Annotated in this window: 23 protein-coding genes and 6 tRNA genes; 15 read left to right on the top strand and 14 right to left on the bottom strand. The window is 69.6% G+C overall.

Features of this window, described 5'->3' with window-relative positions:
* Positions 1-14: 14 nt before the first annotated feature.
* The 4 genes from BMZ82_RS35810 to BMZ82_RS35795 all read right to left on the bottom strand — a co-directional run bounded on the left by BMZ82_RS35810 (position 15) and on the right by BMZ82_RS35795 (position 1,957).
* A complete protein-coding gene (locus BMZ82_RS35810; RefSeq protein WP_093781576.1) occupies positions 15-998 on the bottom strand; it encodes an ABC transporter ATP-binding protein in 984 nt (327 codons plus the stop codon).
* A 210-nt stretch (positions 999-1,208) separates the two neighbouring features.
* Positions 1,209-1,281: transfer RNA gene (locus BMZ82_RS35805), tRNA-Gly, on the bottom strand.
* A gap of 80 nt (positions 1,282-1,361) precedes the next feature.
* Positions 1,362-1,433 (bottom strand) — tRNA-Gly (locus BMZ82_RS35800).
* Between the two features lie 206 nt (positions 1,434-1,639).
* Entirely contained in the window at positions 1,640-1,957 is a 318-nt protein-coding gene (locus BMZ82_RS35795) for a histone-like nucleoid-structuring protein Lsr2 (RefSeq protein ID WP_093781575.1), read from the bottom strand.
* Positions 1,958-2,289: 332 nt separating this feature from the next.
* Here BMZ82_RS35795 and purS point away from each other — a divergent pair, with 332 nt between their 5' ends.
* Genes purS through purL form a run of 3 tightly spaced genes read left to right on the top strand, consistent with a single transcriptional unit; the run spans position 2,290 to position 5,485 of the window.
* Positions 2,290-2,553 (top strand): phosphoribosylformylglycinamidine synthase subunit PurS, encoded by a 264-nt coding sequence (gene purS / locus BMZ82_RS35790; protein WP_093501106.1) that lies wholly within the window; start codon positions 2,290-2,292, stop codon positions 2,551-2,553.
* Positions 2,550-3,230 carry a phosphoribosylformylglycinamidine synthase subunit PurQ gene (gene purQ / locus BMZ82_RS35785; protein WP_093781574.1) on the top strand — a complete coding sequence of 227 codons (681 nt, stop codon included), beginning with the start codon at positions 2,550-2,552 and terminating at the stop codon, positions 3,228-3,230. The genes purS and purQ overlap by 4 nt, the downstream gene beginning before the upstream one ends.
* Positions 3,227-5,485, top strand: coding sequence for a phosphoribosylformylglycinamidine synthase subunit PurL (gene purL, locus BMZ82_RS35780; protein WP_093781573.1), 2,259 nt, complete (start codon positions 3,227-3,229; stop codon positions 5,483-5,485). Before purQ ends, purL begins: the two co-directional genes overlap by 4 nt.
* A 72-nt stretch (positions 5,486-5,557) precedes the next feature.
* Here purL and BMZ82_RS35775 read toward each other — a convergent pair whose 3' ends face one another.
* Both BMZ82_RS35775 and BMZ82_RS35770 read right to left on the bottom strand, forming a co-directional pair.
* A complete protein-coding gene (locus BMZ82_RS35775) occupies positions 5,558-5,818 on the bottom strand; it encodes a hypothetical protein (RefSeq protein ID WP_093781572.1) in 261 nt (86 codons plus the stop codon).
* A complete protein-coding gene (locus BMZ82_RS35770) occupies positions 5,815-6,084 on the bottom strand; it encodes a hypothetical protein (protein WP_093781571.1) in 270 nt (89 codons plus the stop codon). Before BMZ82_RS35770 ends, BMZ82_RS35775 begins: the two co-directional genes overlap by 4 nt.
* 246 nt (positions 6,085-6,330) lie before the next feature.
* Here BMZ82_RS35770 and BMZ82_RS35765 point away from each other — a divergent pair, with 246 nt between their 5' ends.
* The 7 genes from BMZ82_RS35765 (at position 6,331) to purM (ending at position 11,842) form a co-directional block, all read left to right on the top strand.
* Positions 6,331-7,194: a helix-turn-helix domain-containing protein gene (locus BMZ82_RS35765; RefSeq protein WP_093781570.1), complete on the top strand. Its 864-nt coding sequence runs from the start codon at positions 6,331-6,333 to the stop codon at positions 7,192-7,194.
* Positions 7,191-7,415 (top strand): DUF397 domain-containing protein, encoded by a 225-nt coding sequence (locus BMZ82_RS35760; RefSeq protein ID WP_093781569.1) that lies wholly within the window; start codon positions 7,191-7,193, stop codon positions 7,413-7,415. Before BMZ82_RS35765 ends, BMZ82_RS35760 begins: the two co-directional genes overlap by 4 nt.
* Positions 7,412-7,606, top strand: coding sequence for a DUF397 domain-containing protein (locus BMZ82_RS35755; protein ID WP_093781568.1), 195 nt, complete (start codon positions 7,412-7,414; stop codon positions 7,604-7,606). The genes BMZ82_RS35760 and BMZ82_RS35755 overlap by 4 nt, the downstream gene beginning before the upstream one ends.
* A gap of 9 nt (positions 7,607-7,615) precedes the next feature.
* Positions 7,616-8,413 (top strand): sterol carrier family protein, encoded by a 798-nt coding sequence (locus BMZ82_RS35750; protein WP_093781567.1) that lies wholly within the window; start codon positions 7,616-7,618, stop codon positions 8,411-8,413.
* A 50-nt stretch (positions 8,414-8,463) separates the two neighbouring features.
* Positions 8,464-8,940, top strand: a complete 477-nt coding sequence (locus BMZ82_RS35745; RefSeq protein ID WP_256252282.1) for an META domain-containing protein — start codon at positions 8,464-8,466, stop codon at positions 8,938-8,940.
* A 254-nt stretch (positions 8,941-9,194) separates the two neighbouring features.
* Complete coding sequence (purF, locus tag BMZ82_RS35740) at positions 9,195-10,724, top strand: amidophosphoribosyltransferase (RefSeq protein WP_093781566.1); 1,530 nt, start codon at positions 9,195-9,197, stop codon at positions 10,722-10,724.
* A gap of 44 nt (positions 10,725-10,768) precedes the next feature.
* A complete protein-coding gene (gene purM, locus BMZ82_RS35735) occupies positions 10,769-11,842 on the top strand; it encodes a phosphoribosylformylglycinamidine cyclo-ligase (RefSeq protein WP_093781565.1) in 1,074 nt (357 codons plus the stop codon).
* A 107-nt stretch (positions 11,843-11,949) separates the two neighbouring features.
* Here purM and BMZ82_RS35730 read toward each other — a convergent pair whose 3' ends face one another.
* Positions 11,950-12,207 (bottom strand): DUF3073 domain-containing protein, encoded by a 258-nt coding sequence (locus BMZ82_RS35730; protein ID WP_093781564.1) that lies wholly within the window; start codon positions 12,205-12,207, stop codon positions 11,950-11,952.
* 357 nt (positions 12,208-12,564) lie between these two features.
* On the bottom strand, positions 12,565-13,668 hold the full coding sequence (locus BMZ82_RS35725; RefSeq protein WP_093781563.1) for a Leu/Phe/Val dehydrogenase: 1,104 nt from the start codon (positions 13,666-13,668) through the stop codon (positions 12,565-12,567).
* 189 nt (positions 13,669-13,857) lie between these two features.
* Between BMZ82_RS35725 and BMZ82_RS35720 the strand changes: the two genes are divergently transcribed.
* Positions 13,858-14,703 (top strand): DUF8083 family protein, encoded by an 846-nt coding sequence (locus BMZ82_RS35720; protein ID WP_093781562.1) that lies wholly within the window; start codon positions 13,858-13,860, stop codon positions 14,701-14,703.
* Between the two features lie 560 nt (positions 14,704-15,263).
* Positions 15,264-15,470, top strand: coding sequence for a developmental transcriptional regulator BldC (bldC, locus tag BMZ82_RS35715; protein WP_033321412.1), 207 nt, complete (start codon positions 15,264-15,266; stop codon positions 15,468-15,470).
* Between the two features lie 577 nt (positions 15,471-16,047).
* Here bldC and BMZ82_RS35710 read toward each other — a convergent pair.
* The 6 genes from BMZ82_RS35710 to BMZ82_RS35685 form a co-directional block, all read right to left on the bottom strand.
* A tRNA-Asp gene (locus BMZ82_RS35710) sits at positions 16,048-16,122 on the bottom strand.
* A gap of 95 nt (positions 16,123-16,217) precedes the next feature.
* Positions 16,218-20,210: an ATP-dependent RNA helicase HrpA gene (hrpA, locus tag BMZ82_RS35705; RefSeq protein ID WP_093781561.1), complete on the bottom strand. Its 3,993-nt coding sequence runs from the start codon at positions 20,208-20,210 to the stop codon at positions 16,218-16,220.
* Between the two features lie 113 nt (positions 20,211-20,323).
* A tRNA-Phe gene (locus BMZ82_RS35700) sits at positions 20,324-20,400 on the bottom strand.
* Positions 20,401-20,430: 30 nt separating this feature from the next.
* Positions 20,431-20,505, bottom strand: a tRNA-Asp gene (locus BMZ82_RS35695).
* A 38-nt stretch (positions 20,506-20,543) separates the two neighbouring features.
* Positions 20,544-20,616: transfer RNA gene (locus tag BMZ82_RS35690), tRNA-Glu, on the bottom strand.
* An 80-nt stretch (positions 20,617-20,696) separates the two neighbouring features.
* Positions 20,697-22,283 carry a metallophosphoesterase family protein gene (locus BMZ82_RS35685; RefSeq protein WP_093781560.1) on the bottom strand — a complete coding sequence of 529 codons (1,587 nt, stop codon included), beginning with the start codon at positions 22,281-22,283 and terminating at the stop codon, positions 20,697-20,699.
* An 85-nt stretch (positions 22,284-22,368) separates the two neighbouring features.
* Between BMZ82_RS35685 and BMZ82_RS35680 the strand changes: the two genes are divergently transcribed.
* The 3 genes from BMZ82_RS35680 to BMZ82_RS35670 form a co-directional block, all read left to right on the top strand.
* Positions 22,369-22,719, top strand: a complete 351-nt coding sequence (locus BMZ82_RS35680) for a metallopeptidase family protein (RefSeq protein WP_218159084.1) — start codon at positions 22,369-22,371, stop codon at positions 22,717-22,719.
* A 119-nt stretch (positions 22,720-22,838) separates the two neighbouring features.
* Complete coding sequence (locus BMZ82_RS35675; RefSeq protein ID WP_256252281.1) at positions 22,839-23,438, top strand: hypothetical protein; 600 nt, start codon at positions 22,839-22,841, stop codon at positions 23,436-23,438.
* Between the two features lie 281 nt (positions 23,439-23,719).
* The coding region (locus tag BMZ82_RS35670; protein WP_093781558.1) for a DEAD/DEAH box helicase at positions 23,720-25,623 on the top strand (1,904 nt) is incomplete at its 3' end.

Here is a 25,623-nt window from a genome sequence, read left to right as displayed (position 1 = left end):
CCCGTCCACCCCGCTCATGCCGCGACCCCCTCAACCTCGTCGGTCTCATCGGCCTGACCGGCCCTGTCACCGCTGTTCGACGCCTCCCGGGCGATCCCCAGGAACGCTTCCTCCAGCGAGGCCGACCGCACGTCCAGCCTGTGCAACCGCACGCCGGCCCGCTCGGCCCACACCAGCAGCCCGGTCGCCGCCCGCTGCAACTCCCGTGTGCGCAGCCGTACGACGCGGCCCTCGGTCTCGTGACCGCACACGCCCAGTTCGCCCAGGGGTGGCAGGTCGCCCACGAAGTACCCGGCGGGCAGTTCGAAGGTGATCCGGGACGGCTGGGCGCCGGTCACCTCGGCGGGTGTCCCGGCGGCGGCGATGCGGCCCTCGTGCAGGATGGCCAGCCGGTCGGCGAGGTTCTCCGCCTCCTCCAGGTAGTGCGTGGTCAGCAACACCGTCGTACCGGCGTCGCGCAGGGCGCGGACCAGGTCCCAGGTGTCGCGGCGGCCTTCGGCGTCCAGGCCGGTCGTCGGCTCGTCCAGGAACAGCACCTCGGGGTCGCCGAGGACCGCGAGGGCCAGGTCGAGGCGACGGCGTTCACCGCCGGACAGTTGCTTGACCCGGACGCCGCTCCGCCCGGCGAGCCCGACCAGCGCCAGCGCCTCCCCGACCGGGCGGGTGCCGCTCACGCAGCCGGCCCACATCCGTGCGGTCTCGGCGACGGTCAGCTCGGAGGGAAAGCCGCCCTCCTGGAGCATCACGCCGGTGCGCGGCCGGACGGCGGCCCGCTCGGTGTACGGGTCGTGGCCGAGCACGCCGATCCGCCCGCCGTCGGGCCGCGCGAGGCCCTCCAGCAACTCGACGGTGGATGTTTTCCCGGCCCCGTTGGTGCCCAGCAGCGCGAAGATCTCACCGCGGTCGACGTGGAAGGAGATCCCACGGACCGCTTCGAACCCGCCCCCGTACACACGCCGGAGGTCGGTGACCTCAATCACGTGTTCATTCGTGTCCATGCCCCCAGCCTCCCCGCAGCCGGAAGCCGTCGGCAGTGCGAGCTGTCACCACTCCCCATGACAAATGTCAGGTGACGGGCACGGCACGCAGGGAAGGAACACGCAGGCAACGAAGCCGAAGAAGCCAACGCAGGCAAGGCAGGCAAGGCAGGCAAGGCAGGCAACGAAAAAGCCCCCCGGCCGAAGCCGGGGGGCTTGATCTCTATCCAGAGCGGACGACCAGGTTCGAACTGGCGACCTCAACCTTGGCAAGGTTGCGCTCTACCAACTGAGCTACGTCCGCATTGCCTCCGACCGGCTTTCACCGATCGGCGCGAGCACCAGCCTACCTGATCCACCACAGTGGTTCGGACGGCGATGCAGAGCGGGTGACAGGAATTGCACACTGCGCCTTCCCCCTGGAAGGGGGATGTTCTGCTACTGAACTACACCCGCGTGTACTCCGTGAGCTGGGCCTTTCGGCCTCGCCCCTCGGCGTGCTCCAGACTCTAGCCGACCGGGAGGGGTGCAGCGCAAGTCGGTTCGTCCGAGGGGCGAATGACCGGCCTTCAGGGAGTGCCAGGGAGTGCCAGGGAGTGCCACGGGGTGCCGTAGAGCGCCACGGAGTGCCCCGCGCGGGGCGTCTCACCGCCCCAGGGGCCTCACTGGGCTTCGGTGAACGCCTCGTAGACCTTCTTGGGGATGCGGCCGCGGGCCGGCACCTCCATCTTGTTGGCCTGGGCCCAGGCGCGGACCGCGGCGGGGTCGGGTGCGACCTCCGTCTGCTTGTACGCCCTGCCCGACCTCGACCGCTTGCGGCCGGCGTCCACGTAGGGCGCGAGCGCCTTACGCAGTTTCTTGGCATTGGCTTCATTCAGGTCGATCTCGTACGACTTGCCGTCGAGTCCGAAGGCGATCGTTTCCGCCGCTTCCGAGCCGTCGATGTCGTCAAAGAGAGTGACCACGACCTTCTGCGCCACGAATATCGGTCCCTTCGTCCGGCACCACATACACCGTAGCTACGGTGAAGTGCCGAGTCTCGGCTATTTCTAATTCATTTGTACAGTGCGCGGAATGCATTGTGAAGCCCGACTAAATCTGTCCGCGTGTCCGAGCGCAATAGGTATCCGGGGCCGTTCGGGGATCTTTCCCGTAACTTTTCGCGAACGCCCGTCTTCGTTGCGCGATCGTGATGGCCGTCACGTAGATTCCTACAACGCTACCCGCGTAGAAATTTTGTGCGGGTAGTCTGAAGGTGCCTGTTGGAGACACCGGCAGGAGCCTGCTCAGCACCACACCACCGGGAGTGCCAGTGGCACGCGTCGTAGTCGACGTCATGCTCAAGCCGGAGATCCTCGACCCCCAGGGCCAGGCGGTGCAGCGCGCACTGCCGCGGCTGGGTTTCGAAGGCATCTCGGACGTACGTCAGGGAAAGCGATTCGAACTGGAAGTTGACGGCCCCGTCGACGAGGCCGCGCTCGCCCGCATCCACGATCTTGCGGAATCCTTCCTCGCCAACACGGTGATCGAGGACTTCACGGTCCGCGTTGATGAAGTCGCGGAGGCCGCGAAGTGACCGCTCGTATTGGCGTCGTCACTTTCCCGGGCAGCCTCGACGACCGGGACACCCAGCGTGCGATCCGCCTCGCGGGCGCCGAACCCGTCGCTCTCTGGCACAAGGACAAGAACCTCCACCAGGTCGACGCCGTGGTGCTGCCCGGCGGTTTCTCCTACGGCGACTATCTGCGCGCCGGTGCCATCTCCCGCTTCTCGCCGGTGATGGAGACCGTCATCGAGCAGGCGAAGGCCGGCCTCCCGGTGCTGGGCATCTGCAACGGCTTCCAGGTCCTGACCGAGGCCCACCTCCTGCCCGGCGGGATGCTCGGCAACGACCACCTCCACTTCATCTGCCGCGACCAGAAGCTGCGCGTGGAGAGCACGGACACCGCCTGGACCGCCGACTACGAGGCGGGCCAGGAGATCCACATCCCGCTGAAGAACATGGACGGCCGGTACGTCGCCGACGAGTACACCCTCGACAAGCTCGAGGCGGAGGGCCGCGTCGCCTTCCGGTACGTCGACTTCAACCCGAACGGCTCGCTGCGCGACATCGCCGGCATCTCGAACGAGGCCGGGAACGTCGTAGGCCTCATGCCGCACCCGGAGCACGCCGTCGAGTCGCTCATCGGCTCCGGCCGCACCGACGGCCTGCCCTTCTTCACCTCGATCCTCAAGAAGCTGGTCAACGCATGAGCCGGACGCCTCTGGACACGGTCGAGCACGCGGCCGAGACCCCCGACGTCGAGCTGCCCTGGGCCGAACTCGGCCTGAAGAAGGACGAGTACGAGCGGGTCGTGGAGATCCTCGGCCGCCGGCCCACCGGTGCCGAGCTCGCCATGTACTCGGTCATGTGGTCCGAGCACTGCTCCTACAAGTCGTCGAAGGTGCACCTGCGCCAGTTCGGCGAGAAGGCCCCGCAGAGCGACGCGCTGCTCGTCGGCATCGGTGAGAACGCGGGCGTCGTGGACGTCGGCCAGGGCTACGCGGTCACCTTCAAGGTCGAGTCGCACAACCACCCGTCCTACGTCGAGCCCTACCAGGGCGCGGCCACGGGCGTCGGCGGCATCGTGCGCGACATCATCGCGATGGGCGCGCGGCCGGTCGCCGTCGTGGACCCCCTGCGCTTCGGCGCGGCCGATCACCCCGACACCAAGCGCGTCCTGCCGGGCGTCGTCGCGGGCATCGGCGGCTACGGCAACTGCCTGGGTCTGCCGAACATCGGCGGCGAGGTCGTCTTCGACGCCTGCTATCAGGGAAACCCGCTGGTCAACGCCGGTGCCATCGGTGTGATGCGGCACGAGGACATTCACCTGGCGAAGGCGTCCGGCGCGGGCAACAAGGTCATCCTGTACGGGGCCCGCACGGGCGGCGACGGCATCGGCGGCGCGTCGATCCTCGCCTCCGAGACCTTCGACGACGCCAAGCCGAGCAAGCGCCCGGCGGTCCAGGTCGGCGACCCCTTCCAGGAGAAGCTGCTCATCGAGTGCACGCTCGAAGCGTTCCAGGAGAAGCTGGTCGTCGGCATCCAGGACCTCGGCGCGGCGGGCCTGTCCTGCGCCACGTCCGAGCTCGCGTCCAACGGCTCCGGCGGCATGCGCGTGACGCTGGACGACGTACCGCTGCGCGACTCGACGCTCTCGCCCGAGGAAATCCTCATGAGCGAGTCGCAGGAACGCATGTGCGCGGTCGTCGAGCCGGCGAAGGTCGACCGGTTCCTCGAGATCTGCGACAAGTGGGACGTCATCGCCACCGTCATCGGTGAGGTGACCGACGGCGACCGCCTCGAGATCTTCTGGCACGGCGGCAAGATCGTCGACGTCGACCCGCGCACGGTCGCCCACGACGGTCCGGTCTACGAGCGTCCGTACGCCCGCCCGTCCTGGCAGGACGCCCTCCAGGCGGACGACGCCAACAAGCTTCCCCGGCCCACGACTTCGGCGGAGCTGAAGGACCAGGTCCTGAAGCTGGTGGCCTCTCCCAACCAGGCCTCGAAGAAGTGGATCACGTCCCAGTACGACCACTTCGTGCAGGGCAACACGGTGTTGGCCCAGCCCGAGGACTCCGGGATGATCCGGATCGACGAGGAGACCGGCCTCGGCGTCGCCATCGCGACCGACGGCAACGGCCGGTACGCCAAGCTCGACCCGTACGCGGGCGCGCAGTTGGCGCTCTCGGAGGCGTACCGGAACGTGGCGACGACCGGCGCGAAGCCGCTCGCCGTCTCCGACTGCCTGAACTTCGGCTCGCCCGAAGACCCGGCCGTCATGTGGCAGTTCGCGGAGGCGGTCCGTGGACTGGCCGACGCCTGCCAGCAGTTGGGCACCCCGGTCACCGGCGGCAACGTGTCGCTCTACAACCAGACGGGCGAGGTCGCGATCCACCCGACCCCGGTCGTCGCCGTGTTGGGCGTCATCGACGACGTCGCGCGCCGCACGCCGGTCGCCTTCCAGGAAGAGGGCCAGCTCCTTTACCTGCTCGGCGACACCCGTGAGGAGTTCGGCGGCTCGGCCTGGTCGCAGGTCGTCCACGACCACCTCGGCGGCCTGCCGCCCAAGGTCGACCTGGAGCGCGAGCGGCTCCTCGCCGAGATCCTGATCTCCGCCTCCCGCGACGGAATGGTCGACTCCGCGCACGACCTGTCCGACGGCGGTCTGATCCAGGCGGTCGTCGAGTCGGCGCTGCTCGGTGAGAAGGGCGCGCGTCTGATCGTCCCGGACGGCCTGGACGCCTTCACGCTCCTCTTCTCCGAGTCGGCCGGCCGCGCGGTCGTCGCCGTGCCGCGCTCCGAGGAACTCCGCTTCAACGACATGTGCGGGGCGCGGGGTCTGCCCGTCACCCGCATCGGTGTCGTCGACGGCGACACGATCGAGCTCCAGGGCGAGTTCGAACTGTCCCTGGAGGACCTGCGCAAGGCTCACGAGGACACGATCCCGGCGCTGCTCGCGTAAGCGTTTCCGTGGCTCTACGGCTGTGAAGGCCCCGTTCGTCTCGGCGAACGGGGCCTTCGTCGTACGTGCGCCTCAGCGCGGGGCGTCGGGGATCCGGAGGATCCCGGTGGTGTACGGCGGGGGCGCGGGGGTGGGGCAGCAGCGTCCGTCGCAGAAGGTCACGGGGGGCCAGGCCCCGCCGAGCCCGGTGCCGAGGACGCGCCGCGCGGGGAGGGGTTGTTGCTCGACGGGGTCCGGGGGCGCCGGTTCGGCGTACGACGTGAGCAGTAAGGCGAGGGCGAGCAGGGCGAGGAGCCCGGCGAGACAGCCGAGGGCGAGGTCCACGAGGTTCACTTGTCGTCCGCCTCCGACGCCAACTCGGTCTCGACGACCAGCGCTTGCCGCTCGGTGTGATCGGCGAGCCGCACCCAGACGAACGCCTGCTCGGCGTCGACCCCGGCATACCCGGACCCGACCTGGACGACGACCCCCTCGAACGGCTCGCGACGCTCGTGCCGGTAGCCCTCGGGCGTGACGTAGGTAGTGCCCTTGACCCGGTCGCCGACCAGGAAGGGGGCGTCGGTACGGGGGCGGGGACGGGGTTTGCGTGGAGTAGTCACGGGACCACTTTCCGCAGGTGGAGCAGGGCTCCGCAATCGAACAAGGGAATCCCTCATTAACTGGAATATGCCCGGTGGTGGGCATCTGCCTGCGGGGGCAGGGCACGGTATGTCAGACTCCGGGCACTGGCTGCGATCTGCCGGGCACCGTGCGTGATTCGGTGGGCATGCGGGTCGAGTTGGTCGGCACAGCGCGAAAAGAGGTGGACACGGGTGGCAGCGAAGACGGGGCCCACGATCCGTCGTATGCAACTGGGACAGGAGCTGCGACGCCTGCGCGAGCAGGCCGACGGCGGAGGGGAGTTGGGCCGGGGCATCACAAGAGGCCAGGCGGTCCGGGGGACGAGCGTCTCCGAGTCGACACTGCACCGAGTGGAGAGAGGCCTGACCAGCCTCCCCAGAGTGCAGGACCTCAAGTCACTGCTGAAGCGGTACGGGGTCAGCGACCCGAGCGACATCGAGTTCCTGCTGGACATTCACAAGGGCTCGCTGAACCGGGGCTGGTGGTCGCAGTACCGCCTCTTCATGCCCTCAGGCTTCAACATCGGCGTGGGTCTTGAGGGCGACGCCAAGATTCTCCGGATCTATCAACCGGACGTCATGTTCGGGCTGTTCCAGACTGCGGCGTACGCACGGGCCATGTTCGAGAGCGCCAAGCCGGTGGACGAGCGCAACACCGAGTTCGTCGAGCGGAACATCGAGATCCGGATGAGGCGGAAGGAAGTCATCACCCGCAGCGACCACCCAGTGGAGATCCACGCGATCCTCGACGAGGCCGTCCTCCGGCGCGTGTACGGCGGCCCGGAGGTGATGCGGGAGCAGTACGAGCACTTGGCGGAACTGGCCGCGCTGGAGAATGTCACGGTCCAGATCCTGCCGATGGGCCAGCCCGTCTATCGGAGCCACCAGAACTTCATTCTCATGGAGTTCGAGCCACCGCTGCCCACGGTGGTGAGCGTCGACGGCTTCACCTCGGTGAACGTCACGGACAAGGACACGGAGATCTGGGCGTACCGGCGTCGGTTCGACGCCATGCGGGCCGAAGCCGGTGGTCCGAGGCTGACACCCGACTTCCTGAAGCGAGCAGCACGAGAGTTGGAACAGCAATGAGCACTCACCGCAATGCCCTCGAACTGGCCGACGGCGCGGCCTGGTTCAAGTCGTCCTACAGCGACCAGACGGGCGGTCACTGCGTCGAGGTCGCGAACCTCATCCCGACCCACGCCCGCGTGGCCGTCCGCGACTCCAAACTCCCGAGCGGCCCCGCTCTCCTGCTCCCGCCGGAGGCACTCGCGACCTTCGTCGACCACGTGAAGGCAGACCAACCGTGACAGCAGCGCCCGAGTCGGCAGGGCTCAAGTCGTCCTACAGCAACGACTCGGGCGGCAACTGCGTCGAGGTCGCCGACCTCACCCCCGCCCAACCCCTCATCGCCGTCCGAGACTCCAAGTTCCCCCACGGCCCCGCCCTCGCCCTCCCGCCGGATGCATTCCTCGCGTTTGTCGGGCTCGTGCGCGGCTAGGCTCACCGCATGTCTGCGGCCGGCAAGAAGCGCGTGCGTACCTACGACCCCGTCAAGACCCGGGCCGCCGTACTGGCCCAGTTCGCACACGTGCGGGACGGGGTCGGGGCGCTCGCCCCGGAGCAGCTCGCCCTGCCCACCCGGCTGGCGGGCTGGTCCGTGCGGGAGCTCGCCGCGCATGTCGCCATGGCCGTAGAGACCGTCAGCCGCAACCTCGACCGCGACGCGCCCCCGAAAGCGGAGCTGGCCCTCACGCAGTGGCCCTTCGCAACGGCCGCCCGCGCAGCCGGCATCTCCGACGACACCGTGGCCCTCGCCGCCGCCCACCCCGACCTGAACGCCCTCTACACCCGCACCGAGGAACGCCTCACGCAGGCCCTCACCGCCCCCGGCGACCGCGTCCTCGCCGCCCGCACCGGCGCGATGACCCTCGCCGACTACCTCGTCACCCGCACCATCGAACTCGTCGTCCACACCGACGACCTCAACGCGGCCGTCCCCGGCCTGGAGATCCCGTACGACCGGCAGGCGCTCGCGGCGGCCACCCGGCTGCTCGCCGACGCCCTCGCCGACAAGGCACCCGGCGGTGCCACGGAGGTGCGGATCCCGCCGTACGCCGTCGTGCAGTGCGTCGAAGGGCCCCGGCACACCCGGGGCACCCCGCCCAACGTCGTCGAGACCGACCCGCTGACCTGGATCCGGCTGGCGACCGGCCGGGTGACCTGGCAGGACGCCGTCGCCGCGGCGAAGGTCAGCGCGAGCGGCGAGCGGGCCGACCTCACGCGACTCCTCCCGCTGCTGGCGTAAGGGAAAACCCCTGAGGGGAACCGGTCGTCTCCGGTGACCGTCACATCGGCATGTACACGTACAAGTACACGAAGAGGCGCACGCGGCGCATGACGCTGACGGTCCTCGCCGTCCTCATCCCGTTCGCCGCCGCCTGCGGCACCGAGCAGGCGGACGGCACGCGGCCCGGCAGCGGAGCGGTCAGCGCCGAGAAGCCCGTCACCGGGGTGCGGTGGACCATCGACAGCGTCACCGTCGACGGCACCACCCACCAGGCACCGGACGGCGCGCATCTGGAGATCGACGACAGCAAGGCGGTGGGCAGCTACGGCTGCAACACCTTCACCGCCACGGCCGCCGTCGCCGCCGACAGCGTCCGCTTCAGCGACGCCCGGTCGACCAGGATGGCCTGCACGGGCCAGCCGATGACCTTCGAGCGCACGCTGTCCGCGGCCCTCACCCAGGGCACCCTCACCACCGACGTCGACGGCAGCACGCTGACCCTCGCCACCGCCGACGGCGACCAGGTCCACCTGACCTCGACCTGACCTCCATCTGGCCAAAAAGCGACACCGACCCCGGCCCATCCGCCCTATTGGTGTGCGACACCTCACTCACGCACCCGGAACGGGTCCCCGACGGGTCACCCCCGAACTGCGCCCGGCCAACAAGTGGATCATCACATATCGCATCTGACCTGCGAAAATGAGTGGATCATGGGTGTGGTTGGCGACCGGTGATCCAGTTACCGGCGGGTATCGCCAATTCGGACCAGTGGTCGATCTCGCCTACACTCGGTGGCGTGCCACGTGGTGACGGTCGACTCAGTCATGATCTGCTCCCCGGCGAGAAAGGCCCCCAGGACGCTTGCGGCGTCTTCGGAGTCTGGGCTCCCGGTGAAGAGGTCGCCAAGCTCACTTACTTCGGGCTCTACGCCCTCCAGCATCGAGGCCAGGAATCCGCGGGAATCGCGGTCAGCAACGGCTCCCAGATCCTCGTCTTCAAGGACATGGGCCTCGTTTCCCAGGTCTTCGACGAGACCTCGCTCGGTTCGCTCCTCGGTCACATCGCGGTCGGTCACGCCCGCTACTCGACCACCGGCGCGTCCGTGTGGGAGAACGCCCAGCCGACCTTCCGTGCCACCGCGCACGGCTCGATCGCGCTCGGTCACAACGGCAACCTCGTCAACACCGCCCAGCTCGCCGAGATGGTCGCCGACCTGCCCAAGCAGGAGGGCGGCCGCACCCCGCGCGTCGCGGCGACCAACGACACCGACCTGCTCACCGCGCTGCTCGCGGCCCAGGTCGACGAGGACGGCAAGCCGCTGACCATCGAGGAAGCCGCCCACGCGGTCCTCCCGCAGGTCAAGGGCGCTTTCTCGCTCGTCTTCATGGACGAGCACACCCTCTACGCCGCCCGCGACCCGCAGGGCATCCGCCCGCTGGTCCTCGGCCGCCTCGAGCGCGGCTGGGTCGTCGCCTCCGAGTCCGCCGCCCTCGACATCTGCGGCGCGGCCTACGTCCGCGAGATAGAGCCGGGCGAGTTCATCGCCATCGACGAGAACGGCCTGCGCACCTCCCGATTCGCGGAAGCGAAGCCCAAGGGCTGCGTCTTCGAGTACGTCTACCTGGCCCGCCCCGACACCGATATCGCCGGGCGGAACGTGTACCTCTCCCGCGTGGAGATGGGCCGCAAGCTCGCCAAGGAAGCCCCGGCCGACGCCGACCTGGTGATAGCGACCCCGGAGTCCGGCACCCCGGCCGCCATCGGCTACGCGGAAGCCTCCGGCATCCCCTTCGGCGCGGGTCTCGTCAAGAACGCGTACGTCGGCCGGACCTTCATCCAGCCCTCGCAGACCATCCGGCAGCTCGGCATCCGCCTGAAGCTGAACCCGCTGAAGGAAGTCATCAAGGGCAAGCGGCTGGTCGTCGTCGACGACTCGATCGTCCGCGGCAACACCCAGCGGGCCCTGGTGCGCATGCTCCGCGAGGCGGGCGCGGCCGAGGTCCACATCCGGATCTCCTCGCCGCCCGTGAAGTGGCCCTGCTTCTTCGGCATCGACTTCGCCACCCGCGCGGAGCTCATCGCCAACGGCATGACCATCGACGAGATCGGCACCTCGCTGGGCGCGGACTCCCTCTCGTACATCTCCCTCGACGGCATGATCGAGGCGACCACCATCGCCAAGCCGAACCTCTGCCGCGCCTGCTTCGACGGCGAGTACCCGATGGAGCTGCCCGACCCCGAGCTGCTCGGCAAGCAGCTCCTGGAGACGGAGCTGGCCGCGGGTCCCGCAGCCACGGCCGCGGCCGACGCCATCCGTCGCCCGTAAGCCCAGCCCGTCGTATCCCAATTCAACGCGAAAGATCCCAGGCCATGTCTGAGACCGCTGCTTCCGGTGCTTCCTACGCGGCCGCCGGCGTCGATATCGAAGCGGGCGACCGCGCCGTAGAGCTGATGAAGGAGTGGGTGAAGAAGACGCAGCGCCCCGAGGTCCTCGGCGGCCTCGGCGGCTTCGCCGGCCTCTTCGACGCCTCCGCCCTCAAGCACTACGAGCGCCCCCTCCTCGCCTCCGCCACGGACGGCGTCGGCACCAAGGTCGACATCGCCCGTCAGCTCGGCGTGTACGACACCATCGGCCACGACCTGGTCGCGATGGTCATGGACGACATCGTGGTGTGCGGGGCCGAACCGCTGTTCATGACCGACTACATCTGCGTCGGCAAGGTCTACCCCGAGCGCGTCGCCGCCATCGTCAAGGGCATCGCCGAAGGCTGCGTCCTCGCCGGCTGCGCCCTCGTCGGCGGCGAGACCGCCGAACACCCGGGCCTCCTCGGCGCGGACGACTTCGACGTCGCAGGCGCCGGCACGGGCGTCGTCGAGGCCGACCGGCTGCTCGGCCCGGACCGGATCCGCACGGGTGACGCGGTGATCGCCATGGCGTCCTCCGGCCTTCACTCGAACGGGTACTCCCTGGTCCGGCACGTCCTGCTGAACCAGGCGGGCCTGGCCCTCGACGCGCGGATCGACGAACTCGGCCGCACCCTCGGCGAAGAGCTCCTGGAGCCCACCAAGATCTACTCCCTGGACTGCCTGGCCCTCATCCGTACGGCCGACGTGCACGCCTTCTCGCACATCACCGGCGGCGGCCTCGCGGCCAACCTGGCCCGCGTCATCCCGGACGCGCTGCACGCGACCGTGGACCGCGCCACCTGGACCCCGGACCCGATCTTCGACCTCGTCGGCCGCACCGGCTCCGTCGAGCGCCTGGAGCTGGAGAAGACCCTCAACATGGGCGTCGGCATGATGGCGATCGTGCCCGGCGAGTCGGCCGACGTGGCCCTCGCCACCCTGGCCGACCGAGGCGTCGACGCCTGGATCGCCGGCGAGATCACCGAGCGCGGCGAGCACACCACGGGAGCCGAACTGGTCGGCGACTACGCCCGCTAGGACACGCGGACGCGCCCGGCGGTAACCGCACGGGCAGCATCCGTGCAGGCAGCACAAGACCCGGTCGGTGACCGAAGTCACCGACCGGGCGGGTGCTCAGTACAAGGTCAAGCGCCGCGACGGTGTTGCGAGGAGTCCTCGCCGTCATCCTCGTCGTCGGCCCCGTACAGCTCGGCGTACCGGGCGTACGGGTCGTCCTCGTCTTGCTCATCGTCATCATCCTCGAACGGCTCAGCGTTCGGCGGAATATTCGATGGCGATGCGCCCAGCTCTTCGGCCAGGCGTGAGAGATCAGTCCCGCCGCTGTTGTACTTCAGCTGGCGGGCGACCTTCGCTTGCTTGGCCTTGGCCCGGCCGCGCCCCATGGCTCGACCCCCTCAACGACGGGGCTCGACGGCCCCAGGTTGACACGCGTTCATGATCCAGGACGGCCTCTCCATGGAGAGCCCGTCGTAGGGCTCCCACGGTACCTGAGCCCACGCCCGTACGGTACGTCGCCCGTCGCACGCGCGTGTGCGCAGCACCTTTCAGGCGACCCGTCCTTGCTGGTCAGTGGCGATTTTAACCACTTATCGGCGGCCGACCCGCCGGGGACAGTGTGAGTTCTCTCTAACTTTCCACCGGCCGGTACCGCCGAAACCCCAGGACGAGCCGCCACGCAAACCCCGGCGGACCCTCACCGGTCCGTCACCGGCCAGTCGCCGGTGACGTCACCGGTCCCGTCACCAGCCGCGTGCCTGGGCCGCCTCGTGCATCCGCTGCTCGGCGATCCGGTCGGCCGCGGCGGCCGGCGGAATCCCGTCCTCCTTCGCACGTGCGAAGATTCCCAGCGTGGTGTCGAAGATCTTCGCCGCCTTCGCCCTGCACCGCTCGAAGTCGAAGCCGTGCAGCTCGTCGGCGACCTGGATGACCCCGCCGGCGTTCACCACGTAGTCCGGCGCGTAGAGGATCCCGCGGTCGGCGAGGTCCTTCTCCACGCCCGGGTGGGCGAGCTGGTTGTTGGCCGCGCCGCACACGATCCGCGCCGTCAGCGCCTGCACCGAGCCGTCGTCGAGCGCCCCGCCGAGCGCGCAGGGGGCGTACACGTCGAGCCCGTCGACGCGGATCAGCGCCTCGGTGTCGGCGACCGCCGTCACCCCTTCGGGGTGCCGGTCGAGGATCCGGCGTACGGCGTCCTCGCGCACGTCCGTGATCACGACCTGCGCGCCCTCGGCCCGCAGGTGCTCCACGAGGTGGTGGCCGACCTTGCCGACGCCCGCGACGCCGACCGTGCGGCCGCGCAGCGACGGATCGCCCCACAGGTGCTGGGCCGAGGCCCGCATGCCCTGGTAGACGCCGAAGGCGGTCAGCACGGACGAGTCGCCCGCCCCGCCGTTCTCCGGCGAGCGCCCGGTCGTCCAGCGGCACTCGCGCGCCACGACGTCCATGTCGGCGACATACGTGCCGACATCGCAGGCGGTCACGTACCGCCCGCCCAGCGAGGCCACGAACCGGCCGTACGCGAGCAGCAGCGCTTCGGTCTTGATCGTGTCGGGATCACCGATGATCACGGCCTTGCCGCCGCCGTGGTCCAGCCCGGCCATGGCGTTCTTGTACGACATCCCGCGCGCGAGGTTCAGCGCGTCGGCGACGGCCTCCGCCTCGGTCGCGTACGGATAGCAGCGGGTACCGCCGAGGGCGGGGCCCAGGGCGGTGGAGTGGAGCGCGATGACGGCCTTGAGGCCGCTGACGCGGTCCTGGCAGAACACGACCTGCTCATGGCCGCCCTGGTTCGAGTGGAACAGGGTGTGCAGTACGTCAGCAGGTGCGCCGGATACGTCGGTCACTGTGGTGACTCCCGGGGGACTAGCGGCGGATCGAGGTACAGGCACCGTAAGGGTGGCGGGGCCTGTGAATCCGAGAGTAGGGCCTGCGTGGCCCGCCGATCGCGCCCTGTGGAGGATCACTTCTTCCGGAGTGCCGCCGTGGGACGATGCGCGGGGTTTCCCGGTCGGCCGAAGGGGGAGGGAGCAGGCGTGCCCAAGGAGTCCTCGGTGATCGTCCCGTACGCCGCCTATCTGCGCGTGTACGAGCCGCTGGCCGCCTTTCCCGAGCCCGAGCGCACCCACTGGGCGGCCTACGCCCGCCGCCCCGAGCTGCCCACCTACCAGGACGAGCTGCGCCGCTCGCTGGCCGACCTGGTGCCCACCCCGCCGGTCGGGGTGCCGGTGCACGAGAGCGGCGACGCGTTCGTGACCGAGGTGGACGGCGTGCTCTGCGTCTGCCCCTGGCGCACCCGGCTGCGCGGCTGGCTGGCCCTGGCCGAGCTGGACGGCGACGAACTGCCCCGGTCGGTCCTCGACGCGGCGCTCCCCGAGGTCGTACGCCTCCAGGCGGCCCAGGACCACGAACGGTGGCTGGAGCGCAACCCGGACGCCCGCCCGTGGATCCGTACGGCGGTCTGGCAGGTGCCGATCAACTGGTTCGTGCTCATCTCCGACGCGGAGCGCGAGTACGGCAAGGGGACGGCGGAGGTCGCCCCCGTGCTGCGCTACCGCACGCCCATGGTGCAGGCGCGCCGCCGGGTGGCCCGCTCGCTGCGCACGCTGAAGGACGCCATGGACGAGGGGCCGCTGATCGACGGCCTGCTGGACGTGGGGCGCTGGCTGGAGGAATTCCACCCGCGTTCGCTAGTGGAACTGGATTACGGCGGCCTGGTGCACGTGCTGCCGGCCGGTGCGCTGGAGAGCGACCACTCGGCGAAGGACGTGGCCGAGGGCATCGAGGCGCTGCGGATCGGCGACGGCGCGGCGGCCGGCGAGGCCTATGCGCGGCTCGTGGAGCGGTGGCGGTCGGTCCGGGACCGGCGCTCCGCGAATTAATGATCAACTGACGGTGTGACAGGCGTGACGGCGCTGGCGTGAGTGACGCACGTCACGGCCTGGAACGGGCCGGACAGCGTACCGTCAAACGCACTTCACGGAACTGACGGGACGTAGGTCCCGATCCGGGCTTATGTCGCAAGGGTGACGGACCGCACGTACACGGCCCTTGCGCCGCTTGCCCCTCCTCGTGCCAAAATAGGACAAGGAGTCCGGGGAGGGCTCCTCCACCCACTTATGCTCCACTGTGGGGGGAAATCTCAGCAATGCACGCTTTGGGGGGTCTGGTGACTCCTGATCGTCCTGTGACTGATCGTCACAGTGGCGTGACTGTCCGCTATGGCATGGTCCATCGGCTTCCGTCGCCGATGAACACCTGGGGGGCAATTCCATCGGTTTGGCCGACGCGGCTGGACGGATGGTGTAGTTGTAGTGCCGAGGACAAGCCGTTCGTCCTATAACCGACTCGACTCGCGTCCGCCATTTCGGGCAACGCGGGTCAAGGTGCAGAATTTAGAGGAAAGAACCGAGAAGGTTCGGTTCTCCCGAGGAGGCCGCTCATGACCGCTCGCACCCCTGATGCTGAGCCGCTGCTGACCCCGGCTGAGGTCGCCACCATGTTCCGTGTGGACCCTAAGACGGTCACACGGTGGGCGAAGGCCGGCAAGCTCACGTCGATTCGTACGCTCGGCGGACACCGCCGTTATCGCGAGGCCGAGGTCCGCGCACTGCTTGCGGGGATCCCGCAGCAGCGCACCGAGGCCTGACAACTGAATATGCGGGCAACACGTCAGGTCCCCCAACCTGGTCGGACGCCCGAAACCTAGCTCCAAGCGACGTGGGTCCTGCCCCAACAGGCCCCTCGCCCACTGGGAAACGTCGTCGATCGCGCTGGACTCCGCCGGGTCCAGCGCGATCTTTTTGTGCGTTCGGGGCCGCTTGAGGCTCCTGGATCGGTCGTATCAGGTGAGTCTGTGAGCGACCTTGTCGGAGTCTGGGGAGGCTCTGGGCGGGTTCCTGAGGGCATCCTACCGAGTGGTGCAATTGCACATATAAAATTAACCAGTTGTAGGAGACCGGTGAAAACCCGGGTTTTGGAAACTCATGCGGTGACACCCGTCACACGGAAGAAACCTTGTCTCCGCCGACTCATGTGCGCTAATGGGGAGTTGGGCGCCGACCCTCTGGTGGGGCTACCTGGGTACCGGCCGGGCGGGACGCCGTCAAGGGTGCGTCGGGGGACGCGCAGGGAGACGCCTCGGGAAGTGTCTTGGGAAGCGCCTCTGGAAGTGTCTCGGGAAACGCAGAGAGCCCGGATCCGAAGATCCGGGCTCTCTGTTACTGCGGTCCTGACGGGATTTGAACCCGCGGCCTCCACCTTGACAGGGTGGCGAGCACTCCAAACTGCTCCACAGGACCAGGTTTTCGCGGCACTTGATGTTGCGTTGTGCTGCGAGAAGGACTGTACAGGAGGGTGAGCCCGAAGGTCGAACTCACCCTGCGTACAGGATCCGTCACGGTGCGGCCGCGTCGATCGCCTTCACGATCCGCTTGTCGGAGACCGGGTACGCCGTGCCCAGCGCGTGGGCGAAGTAGCTGACCCGCAGCTCCTCGATCATCCAGCGGATGTCCAGGACCTGCTGGGGCACCGGCCGGCCCTGCGGGAGCTGTTCCAGCAGCCAGGCGTACTCGTCCTGCATCTCGTGGACCTTCTCCATGCGGCTGGTGTCCCGCTGCACGCCGGTCGGCATCTGCTGGAGCCGCCGGTCCACCGCCACCAGGTAGCGCATCAGGTCGGGCAGCCGGCGCAGGCCCGCCCAGGTCACGAAGCCGGGCTTCACAAGGGCGTCCAACTGCCCTCGTACGTCCGTGAGGTTCGCCAGGAGCACGGGGCTGCGTACGCCCTTCAGACGGCGCTCACAGGCCTGCCAGGCGGCCAGCACCTGCTGCACCTGCCCGACCGTCCGCACGGTCGTGTCGACGATCTCCGCGCGCACCTTGTCGTACAGCTTGCGGAACGACTCCTCGTCCCACGCCGGACCGCCGAACTCGGCGATCAGCCGGTCGGCCGCCGCCATCGCGCAGTCGTCGAACAGCGCCTGGATGGAACCGTGCGGATTCGCCGACAGCGCGAGCTTCTGAGCGTTCGTCAACTTCTCGGATGCGAACTTTGCCGGGTTGACCGGGATGTTGCGCAGGATCAGCCGACGGGTGCCCTTCCACATCGCCTCCGCCTGCTCCGCCTCCGTGTCGAAGAGGCGTACGGAGACGGTGTTCGCGGTCGGTCCGTCGTCGACCAGCGCCGGGTACGCCCGCACCGGCTGGCCGGCCCGGCGGGTCTCGAAGACGCGGGTGAGCGCGCCGATCGTCCAGTCCGTCAGGCCCGAGCGCTCCAGGGACTCGCCGCCCTGCCGTTCGGCGGTGGCCGCGGCGGCCTGCGAGATGGCCTGCCGCGCCTTCGGCTTCAGGCGGAGCTTCAGGGACTCCAGGTCCTTGTCCTCGGCCAGCTTGCGGCGCCGCTCGTCGACGATCCGGAAGGTGATCTTCAGGTGGTCGGGGAGCCGCGACCAGTCGAAGTCGTCCGCCTCGAACGGGACCCCGACCATGCGCTTCAGATCGCGGGCCATCGCCGTCGTGAGCGGTTCTCGCAGCGGCACCGCCTGGTCCAGGAAGCGCTGCGCGAAGTTCGGCGCGGGCACGTAGTTGCGGCGGATCGGCTTCGGGAGGGAACGGATCAGCTCCGTGACGACCTCCTCCCGCAGCCCGGGGATCTGCCAGTCGAAACCCTCGTCCGTGACCTGGTTGAGGACCTGGAGCGGGATGTGGACGGTCACCCCGTCCGCGTCCGCGCCCGGCTCGAACTGGTAGGTGACCGGGAACTTCAGCGGACCCTGCCGCCACGCGTCCGGATAGTCGGCCTTGGTGACCGCCTCCGCCGACTCCCGGATGAGCATCTCCCGCTCGAAGTCCAGGAACTCGGGCTGCTCGTGCCGCTTGTGCTTCCACCAGGAGTCGAAGTGCGCGCCGGACACCACGTGTTCGGGCACCCGCTGCTCGTAGAAGTCGAACAGCGTGTCGTCGTCGACGACGATGTCCCGCCGCCGCGCCCGGTGTTCCAGCTCCTCGACCTCGCTGAGGAGGCGGCGGTTGTCGGCGAAGAACTTGTGGTGCGTGCGCCAGTCGCCCTCGACGAGCGCGTTGCGGATGAACAGCTCGCGGGAGGTCTCCGGGTCGATCCGGCCGTAGTTGACCTTCCGCTGGGCGATGATCGGCACGCCGTACAGCGTGACCTTCTCGTCCGCCATCACGGCCGCCTGGTCCTTCTCCCAGCGCGGCTCGCTGTACGTCCGCTTCAGGAGATGCCCGGCGAGCGGCTCCACCCACTCCGGCTCGATCTTCGCGTTGACCCGCGCCCAGAGCCGGGACGTCTCCACCAGCTCGGCGGACATCACGAACCGCGGCTGCTTCTTGAACAGGGCCGAGCCCGGGAAGAGCGCGAACTTGGCGCTGCGCGCGCCCAGATACTCGTTCTTGTTGCCGTCCTTCACGTCCTTCATGCCGATGTGCGACAGCAGACCGGCGAGGAGAGAGACGTGGACGCTGTGCTCGGCCGCGTCCTCCTCGTTCGGATGGATGCCCATCTGCTTGGCGACCGTACGAAGCTGCGTGTAGATGTCCTGCCACTCACGGATGCGCAGGAAGTTCAGGTACTCCTGCTTGCACATCCGCCGGAAGGAGGAGGACCCGCGCTCCTTCTGCTGCTCGCGGACGTACCGCCACAGGTTGAGATACGCGAGGAAGTCGCTGGTCTCGTCCTTGAAGCGGGCGTGCTGCTGGTCGGCCTGCGTCTGCTTGTCGGCGGGCCGCTCGCGCGGGTCCTGGATGGACAGCGCGGCCGCTATCACCATGACCTCGCGGACACAGCCGTTCTTGTCGGCCTCCAGGACCATCCGGGCGAGCCGCGGGTCGACGGGCAACTGGGCCAGCTTGCGGCCGGTCGGCGTGAGCCGCTTGCGCGGGTCCTTCTCGGTCGGGTCCAGCGCGTTCAGCTCCTGGAGGAGCTGCACGCCGTCGCGGATGTTGCGGTGGTCCGGGGGGTCGATGAAGGGGAACTTCTCGATCTCGCCGAGCCCGGCCGCCGTCATCTGGAGGATGACGCTCGCCAGGTTCGTCCGGAGGATCTCCGCGTCCGTGAACTCCGGGCGGGCGAGGAAGTCGTCCTCGTCGTAGAGCCGGATGCAGATGCCGTCGCTGGTGCGGCCGCAGCGGCCCTTGCGCTGGTTGGCGCTGGCCTGCGAGACCGCCTCGATGGGCAGCCGCTGGACCTTGGTGCGGTGGCTGTAGCGGCTGATGCGGGCGAAGCCGGGGTCGATGACGTACTTGATGCCCGGGACGGTCAGGGACGTCTCGGCCACGTTCGTCGCCAGAACGATCCTGCGGCCCGTGTGCGGCTGGAACACCCGGTGCTGCTCGGCGTGCGACAGGCGGGCGTAGAGCGGGAGGACCTCGGTGAACCGGTATCTCTTCTTCTCCAGCGCGTCCGCCGTGTCCCGGATCTCCCGCTCGCCGGAGAGGAAGACGAGGATGTCGCCCTGCCCCTCGGCCTGGAGCTCCTCGACGGCGTCGCAGATCGCGGTGATCTGATCCCGGTCGGCGTCCTCGGACTCGTCCTCGAGGAGCGGCCGGTAGCGCACCTCCACCGGATACGTCCGCCCGCTGACCTCGACGATCGGTGCGTCGCCGAAGTGCCGGGAGAACCGCTCCGGGTCGATGGTCGCGGAGGTGATGACGACCTTGAGGTCCGGCCGGCGCGGCAGCAACTGGGCGAGGTAGCCCAGCAGGAAGTCGATGTTGAGGGACCGCTCGTGGGCCTCGTCGATGATGATCGTGTCGTACGCGCGCAGCTCACGGTCGGTCTGGATCTCCGCGAGCAGGATGCCGTCCGTCATCAGCTTCACGAAGGTGGCGTCCGGGTTCACCTGGTCGGTGAACCGAACCTTCCAGCCGACGGCCTCACCGAGCGGCGACCGCAGCTCCTCGGCGACCCGCTCGGCGACCGTACGGGCGGCGATACGACGGGGCTGGGTGTGCCCGATCATGCCGCGCACGCCACGGCCCAGCTCGAGACAGATCTTCGGGATCTGGGTCGTCTTGCCGGACCCGGTCTCACCGGCGACGATGACGACCTGGTGATCACGGATGGCGGCCGCGATGTCGTCCTTCTTCTGGCTGACCGGAAGCTGCTCGGGGTACGAGACGGCGGGCACCCGGCCGCGCCGCAGCGCCATCCGCTCCTCGACCCGCGCGACCTCCGCCTCGATCTCGGCGAGGACGGCGGCGCGGGCCTCCGGCTTGCGGATCCTGCGCGCGCCTTCGAGCCTGCGCCCGAGCCGGTGCGCGTCGCGCAGGGACAGCTCGGCCAGGCGGGGGGCGAGAGCGCCGAGGGCGGGAGTACCGGGGGCTGGAGTTCCCGGGGTGGAGGCGCCGGGGGCGGGGTGCGTAGACATACGCGATCCAGGATCTCATCTTGGCGAAAGAAGGGGCGAGCGCTTTTGGGGCCGCCTCGTCTGACGCGGAGCGACGAAAACCCCCTCCAGTTGCCCGGAGGGGGTTTTCGTTCTGGTGGCTGGGGCCGGGGTCGAACCGGCGACCTATCGCTTTTCAGGCGATCGCTCGTACCAACTGAGCTACCCAGCCACGAGGTTTCACGTGAAACGGAAACCTCAGCGGTCCTGACGGGATTTGAACCCGCGGCCTCCACCTTGACAGGGTGGCGAGCACTCCAAACTGCTCCACAGGACCAAGCTGTTGCGTACGACAGTGTCGCACACGGTGTTGCGTGCCCCCAACGGGATTCGAACCCGTGCTACCGCCTTGAAAGGGCGGCGTCCTAGGCCGCTAGACGATGAGGGCTATCGGCCCGCCTGGGCGCTTCGCAGCGCGTCGGGGACGTGAGAAGCATATGGGATGGCAGGAGGTATCGCCAAAACGGTTTACCGGGCCGTCCGGGAGGGGCTCGGGAAGGGGGTTGGGGAGGGGGTTGGGGAGGGGTTGGGGGAGGAGGTTCCGGTGGCGTTGGGGGAGGTCGTGGGGGACGGGGTGGGGGACGGTGACGGGGCCGCGCCCGGTTGGTTCTCCTTCGGGAGGTGGCGGCTGACCTCGGCCGTCGTCAGGCCCAGGCCGCCGAGTTTGATCTCGTCCCAGGCCTGGAGGCGGCGGGTGTCGCGGTCGAAGTAGAGGATCGACGCCTCGATGGGGTCGGGGTACTTGCCCTCGACGGCGCGCAGGCCGCTGCCGCCGGTGGAGCCCTCGACGCGCAGCCGGGTGCCCCGCTTCATGACCTCCATCTCCTCGTGGTGGAGGTGGCCGGCCAGGACGAGGGGCACCGCGCCGTCCGTGCCACGGGCGGCGGAGGGCTCGTGGGCGACGGCCACGTCGGCCGGGGCGCCGGCGGCCCGCAGGGCGCGCAGGGCGGCCGCCAGCCGCGCGCCCGCCGCCTCCTGGCTCTGGGCTGCGCCCGGCACGGTGGAGCGGTCGGGGGTGAACTGGGGGTCGCCGATGCCCGCGAAGCGCAGCCCGGCGACGGTGACCGCGCGGCCGTCGTCGAGGACGTGCACGTTCTTCATACCGGCCAGGTAGCGCTGGGTGACGAGGGAGTCGTGGTTGCCCCTGACCCAGACGTACGGCGCGCCCAGGTCGGCGATGGGGTCCAGGAAGCCGTTCTCCGCCGCCGTGCCGTGGTCCATGGTGTCGCCGGAGTCGACGATCACGTCGACCTTGTACTGCTCGACGAGCGAGGCGATGATCTTCCAGCTCGCGGGGTTGAGGTGGATGTCGGACACGTGCAGCACGCGGACGGTCGTGGGGTCCGGCTGGTAGGCCGGGAGCGTGGAGGTGACGTCGTAGAGCTTGGTCACGTTGGTGACCAGACGGGCCAGTTCCCGCTGGTAGACGTCGAACTCGGTGACGATGCTGCGCGCGTTGCCGACGATCGAGGGCGCCGAGGAGAGCAGGCCCGAGAAGCGCGGCTCCAGCACCGAGTTGGGGTTCCAGGTGGCGTACGCGGTCGCGCCCGAAGCGCCCAGCAGGGCGAGGGCGAGGCCGCCGGCGGCGAGGGCGCGGCGGGGGCGGCGGTAGACGGCGAGGCCGAGGGCGGTGGCGCCGGAGACGACGGCGACGCAGGAGCGCAGGGCCAGGTCGAGGGTGCCGTGTTCGATGTCGCGGGTGACCTCGACCTGGAGGCCGGAGAGGCGTTCGGGGTGGTCGACGAGGGCCTGGGAGCGGACCGGGTCGAGCTGGTCGACGTTCACGTCGAGGCGGACCGGGGCGTGGTGGCTGTCCAGGGTGAGCGCGCCGAGCGGCGAGACGTTGATCTTCGTGCCGCCGGTGACGGACGGGCGCAGGGTCATGGTCGTGTCCATGGGGCCGACGGGGACGCGGACGTCGCCGACGATCAGCAGGCCGAGCCAGGCGCCGAACAGCACGACGGCGGTCAGACCGAGGGCGCGGGCCCAGGGCGCGGGCCGGGCGGTCAGTTCGAGGCGGTTCAGGGCTGTGGCGGGAACGCGGGCGCGGGCCATTGGTGCCGTATGCCCCGGTCCGGGCGCTGGTATGCGAACGGTGCGGACCCTTCGTACGGCGGTGTTGTACCGGACAATGGGGCCTGTGCTGGAGATGACGCGTGAGGAGTTCGAGGAACTGGTCGCCGAGGCGCTGGACCGGATCCCGCCGGAGTTGACGCGGCTGATGGACAACGTCGCGGTGTTCGTCGAGGACGAGCCCCCGGCGGACGATCCCGAGCTGCTCGGGCTCTACGAGGGGACTCCGCTGACGGACCGCGGCGAGTGGTACGCGGGGGTGCTGCCGGACCGGATCACGATCTACCGGGGGCCGACGCTGCGGATGTGCGCGTCGCGGGCGGAGGTCGTGGCGGAGACGGAAGTGACGGTGGTGCACGAGATCGCCCATCACTTCGGCATCGACGACGAGCGGCTGCACGCGCTGGGGTACGGCTGAGGCGACGGGTCGGGCGTCGGGCGGGGCGTCCGGTGGGGGCGTGCGTCCCGGGCGTGTCTTCTTGTGGGCGGCGGGAGTTGGGCACGTCGACTCCATACGCCTGCACCGGAGGTGGCCCCGTGCGCCCCTTGTACGTACCCGTTCGTCTGGCCGTGACGGTCATGGCCGTCGCCGCGGTCGCCGGCTGCATGAGCGTGGGGAACGACGAGGGCGGCCGGGTCCAGCCGTCGCACTCGGCCGGGAAGCACGGCGGTGACGCGCCGGACGGGGGTTCGGCGGGCGCGGGCGGCGGCTTCGGGATGGGCGCGGCGGGCGGCGACGGCAAGCACGGGCACGGGAAGGGCGACGGGGCGAAGGCGAGCGCGTCGGCGTCCGCCACGGCCGCGCCGTCGGCCGGTGCGAGCGCGTCCGCCTCGGCGGGGGCGGTGAAGCCGGGGCACACCGACAAGCCGGGGGCGCCGACGCCGACCAGGGCGCAGCCGACCGCGCCCACCCGGTCGCCGGACCCGGAGCCGCCCGCGCCGTCGCCCGAGCCCCCGTCGCCCACGCCGGAGCCGACGGTCGCCGAACCGTCGGCCTCGGCGCACGAGGACGGCGGCGGGACGACGCCGCAGTTGGCGGAGCGGGAACCGGCGCCGGAAGCGGCGCCCGAGGCGGGCTTGCCGGGCGAGGGCGGGGGCCGGGAATGGAGGCGGGGTCGGGGTCTCACAAGGGCGTGAGGCACGACCTTAGGCCAGCCCCGGACCCGGCCTCAGAACGGCAGGGCTCAGCGGCCGGATGGCTGCTGAGCTGCGGTTATCGGGCTCGGTTTGCCTTCGGTGGCAAGGGTGAGTATGGTAGTAGATCGTTTGATCCCATTTGCCCGGCGCCACCACAGAGCGCGCCGTGTGGCGCGTACTCTCCCTTGCCGTGGCGGACCGCATAGAGGCGGTCGTAAAGCGATGCGAACACGGAGTTGACGGGCGCGTGCCGAGGAGACTCCGGAAGGTTTCGCATACGCATGTCCATTTCCAGTACTGATCACGCCGTCGTGCCCGAGAGCAACGACGAGCCGATCGAGCTCACCGACGTCATCGCTTCCGACGTCGCCGAACTCACCGACGCCGAGGTCGAGGCCGTGGTGGCCGAGACCGTGGAAGCCGAAGCCGTAGCGGCCGAAGAGGCCGAAGAGGCCAAGGCCCCCGAGCAGACCTTCGGCGACCTCGGGCTTCCCGAGGGCATCGTGCGCAAGCTCGCGCAGAACGGCGTGACCAGCCCCTTCCCGATCCAGGCCGCGACCATCCCGGACGCCCTGGCCGGCAAGGACATCCTCGGCCGTGGCCGCACCGGCTCCGGCAAGACCCTCTCCTTCGGTCTGCCGACCCTGGCCACGCTGGCCGGCGGCACCACCGAGAAGCGCAAGCCGCGCGCCGTCATCCTCACGCCGACGCGTGAGCTGGCGATGCAGGTCGCGGACGCGCTTCAGCCCTACGGCGACGTCCTCGGCCTGAAGATGAAGGTCGTCTGCGGCGGTACGTCGATGAGCAACCAGATCTACGCCCTGGAGCGCGGCGTCGACATCCTCGTCGCCACCCCGGGCCGGCTGCGCGACATCATCAACCGCGGCGCCTGCTCCCTCGAGAACGTGCAGATCGCCGTACTCGACGAGGCCGACCAGATGTCCGACCTGGGCTTCCTGCCCGAGGTCACCGAGCTGCTCGACCAGATCCCGGGCGGCGGCCAGCGCATGCTGTTCTCGGCCACGATGGAGAACGAGATCTCCACGCTGGTCAAGCGCTACCTGACCAACCCGGTCACGCACGAGGTCGACAGCGCCCAGGGCAACGTCACGACCATGTCGCACCACATCCTGATCGTGAAGCCCAAGGACAAGGCGCCGGTCACGGCCGCGATCGCGTCCCGCAAGGGCCGCACCATCATCTTCGTGCGCACCCAGCTCGGCGCCGACCGGATCGCGGAGCAACTGCGCGACTCCGGTGTGAAGGCCGACGCGCTGCACGGCGGTATGACCCAGGGCGCGCGTACCCGCACGCTGGCCGACTTCAAGGACGGTTACGTCAACGCGCTCGTCGCGACCGACGTCGCCGCCCGCGGTATCCACGTCGACGGCATCGACCTCGTCCTGAACGTGGACCCGGCCGGCGACCACAAGGACTACCTGCACCGCGCGGGCCGCACGGCGCGCGCCGGCCGCACCGGCACGGTCGTCTCCCTCTCGCTGCCGCACCAGCGCCGCCAGATCTTCCGCCTGATGGAGGACGCGGGCGTCGACGCCGGGCGTCACATCATCCAGGGCGGCACCGCCTTCGAGCCCGAGGTCGCCGAGATCACCGGCGCCCGGTCGATGACGGAGGTCCAGGCCGAGTCCGCGGGCAACGCGGCGCAGCAGGCCGAGCGCGAGGTCTCCCAGCTCGCCAAGGAGCTGGAGCGCGCGCAGCGCCGGGCGACCGAGCTGCGCGAGGACGCCGACCGTCTGGTGGCCCGCGTGGCGCGTGAGCGCGGCGAGGACCCGGAGGCGGCGGTGGCCGCCGCCGCGACCGCGGCCGTGGCCGACGTCTCCGTGCCGGAGCAGTCGGCCGCCCCGCAGGCGACCGAGGCGCCGGTGCGCGAGGAGCGCCCGACGTCCTACGAGAAGCCCGCCTACGAGAAGTCCTCGTACGAGAAGTCGTCTTCGTACGAGCCGCGTCAGCGTCGTGACGAGCGGGGCAACTACGAGCGCCGCGACCGCCGTGACGACCGTCGGGACGGCGACCGCGGTGGCCGCTCCTTCGAGCGTCGCGACGACCGTCCGTCGGGCGGCTTCAACCGTGACAGCCGTGACAACGACCGTGGTGGCCGTTCCTTCGAGCGTCGTGACGACCGTTCCTCGGGCGGCGGCTTCAACCGCGACCGCCGCGACGACCG

This window comes from Streptomyces sp. yr375 (assembly GCF_900110755.1).
In the GTDB taxonomy this organism is placed as follows: domain Bacteria; phylum Actinomycetota; class Actinomycetes; order Streptomycetales; family Streptomycetaceae; genus Streptomyces.
Note: the sequence above shows the minus strand (reverse complement) of the source record. Positions and strands in the feature narration are given on the sequence as shown.

Coding starts and splice junctions, on each gene's coding strand:
- BMZ82_RS35810 (WP_093781576.1), bottom strand. CDS start 998: ATGGACACGAATGAACACGTGATTGAGGTCACCGACCTCCGGCGTGTG.
- purL (WP_093781573.1), top strand. CDS start 3,227: ATGAGCCGGACGCCTCTGGACACGGTCGAGCACGCGGCCGAGACCCCC.
- BMZ82_RS35765 (WP_093781570.1), top strand. CDS start 6,331: ATGCAACTGGGACAGGAGCTGCGACGCCTGCGCGAGCAGGCCGACGGC.
- BMZ82_RS35760 (WP_093781569.1), top strand. CDS start 7,191: ATGAGCACTCACCGCAATGCCCTCGAACTGGCCGACGGCGCGGCCTGG.
- BMZ82_RS35750 (WP_093781567.1), top strand. CDS start 7,616: ATGTCTGCGGCCGGCAAGAAGCGCGTGCGTACCTACGACCCCGTCAAG.
- BMZ82_RS35745 (WP_256252282.1), top strand. CDS start 8,464: ATGTACACGTACAAGTACACGAAGAGGCGCACGCGGCGCATGACGCTG.
- purM (WP_093781565.1), top strand. CDS start 10,769: ATGTCTGAGACCGCTGCTTCCGGTGCTTCCTACGCGGCCGCCGGCGTC.
- BMZ82_RS35730 (WP_093781564.1), bottom strand. CDS start 12,207: ATGGGGCGCGGCCGGGCCAAGGCCAAGCAAGCGAAGGTCGCCCGCCAG.
- bldC (WP_033321412.1), top strand. CDS start 15,264: ATGACCGCTCGCACCCCTGATGCTGAGCCGCTGCTGACCCCGGCTGAG.
- hrpA (WP_093781561.1), bottom strand. CDS start 20,210: ATGTCTACGCACCCCGCCCCCGGCGCCTCCACCCCGGGAACTCCAGCC.
- BMZ82_RS35685 (WP_093781560.1), bottom strand. CDS start 22,283: ATGGCCCGCGCCCGCGTTCCCGCCACAGCCCTGAACCGCCTCGAACTG.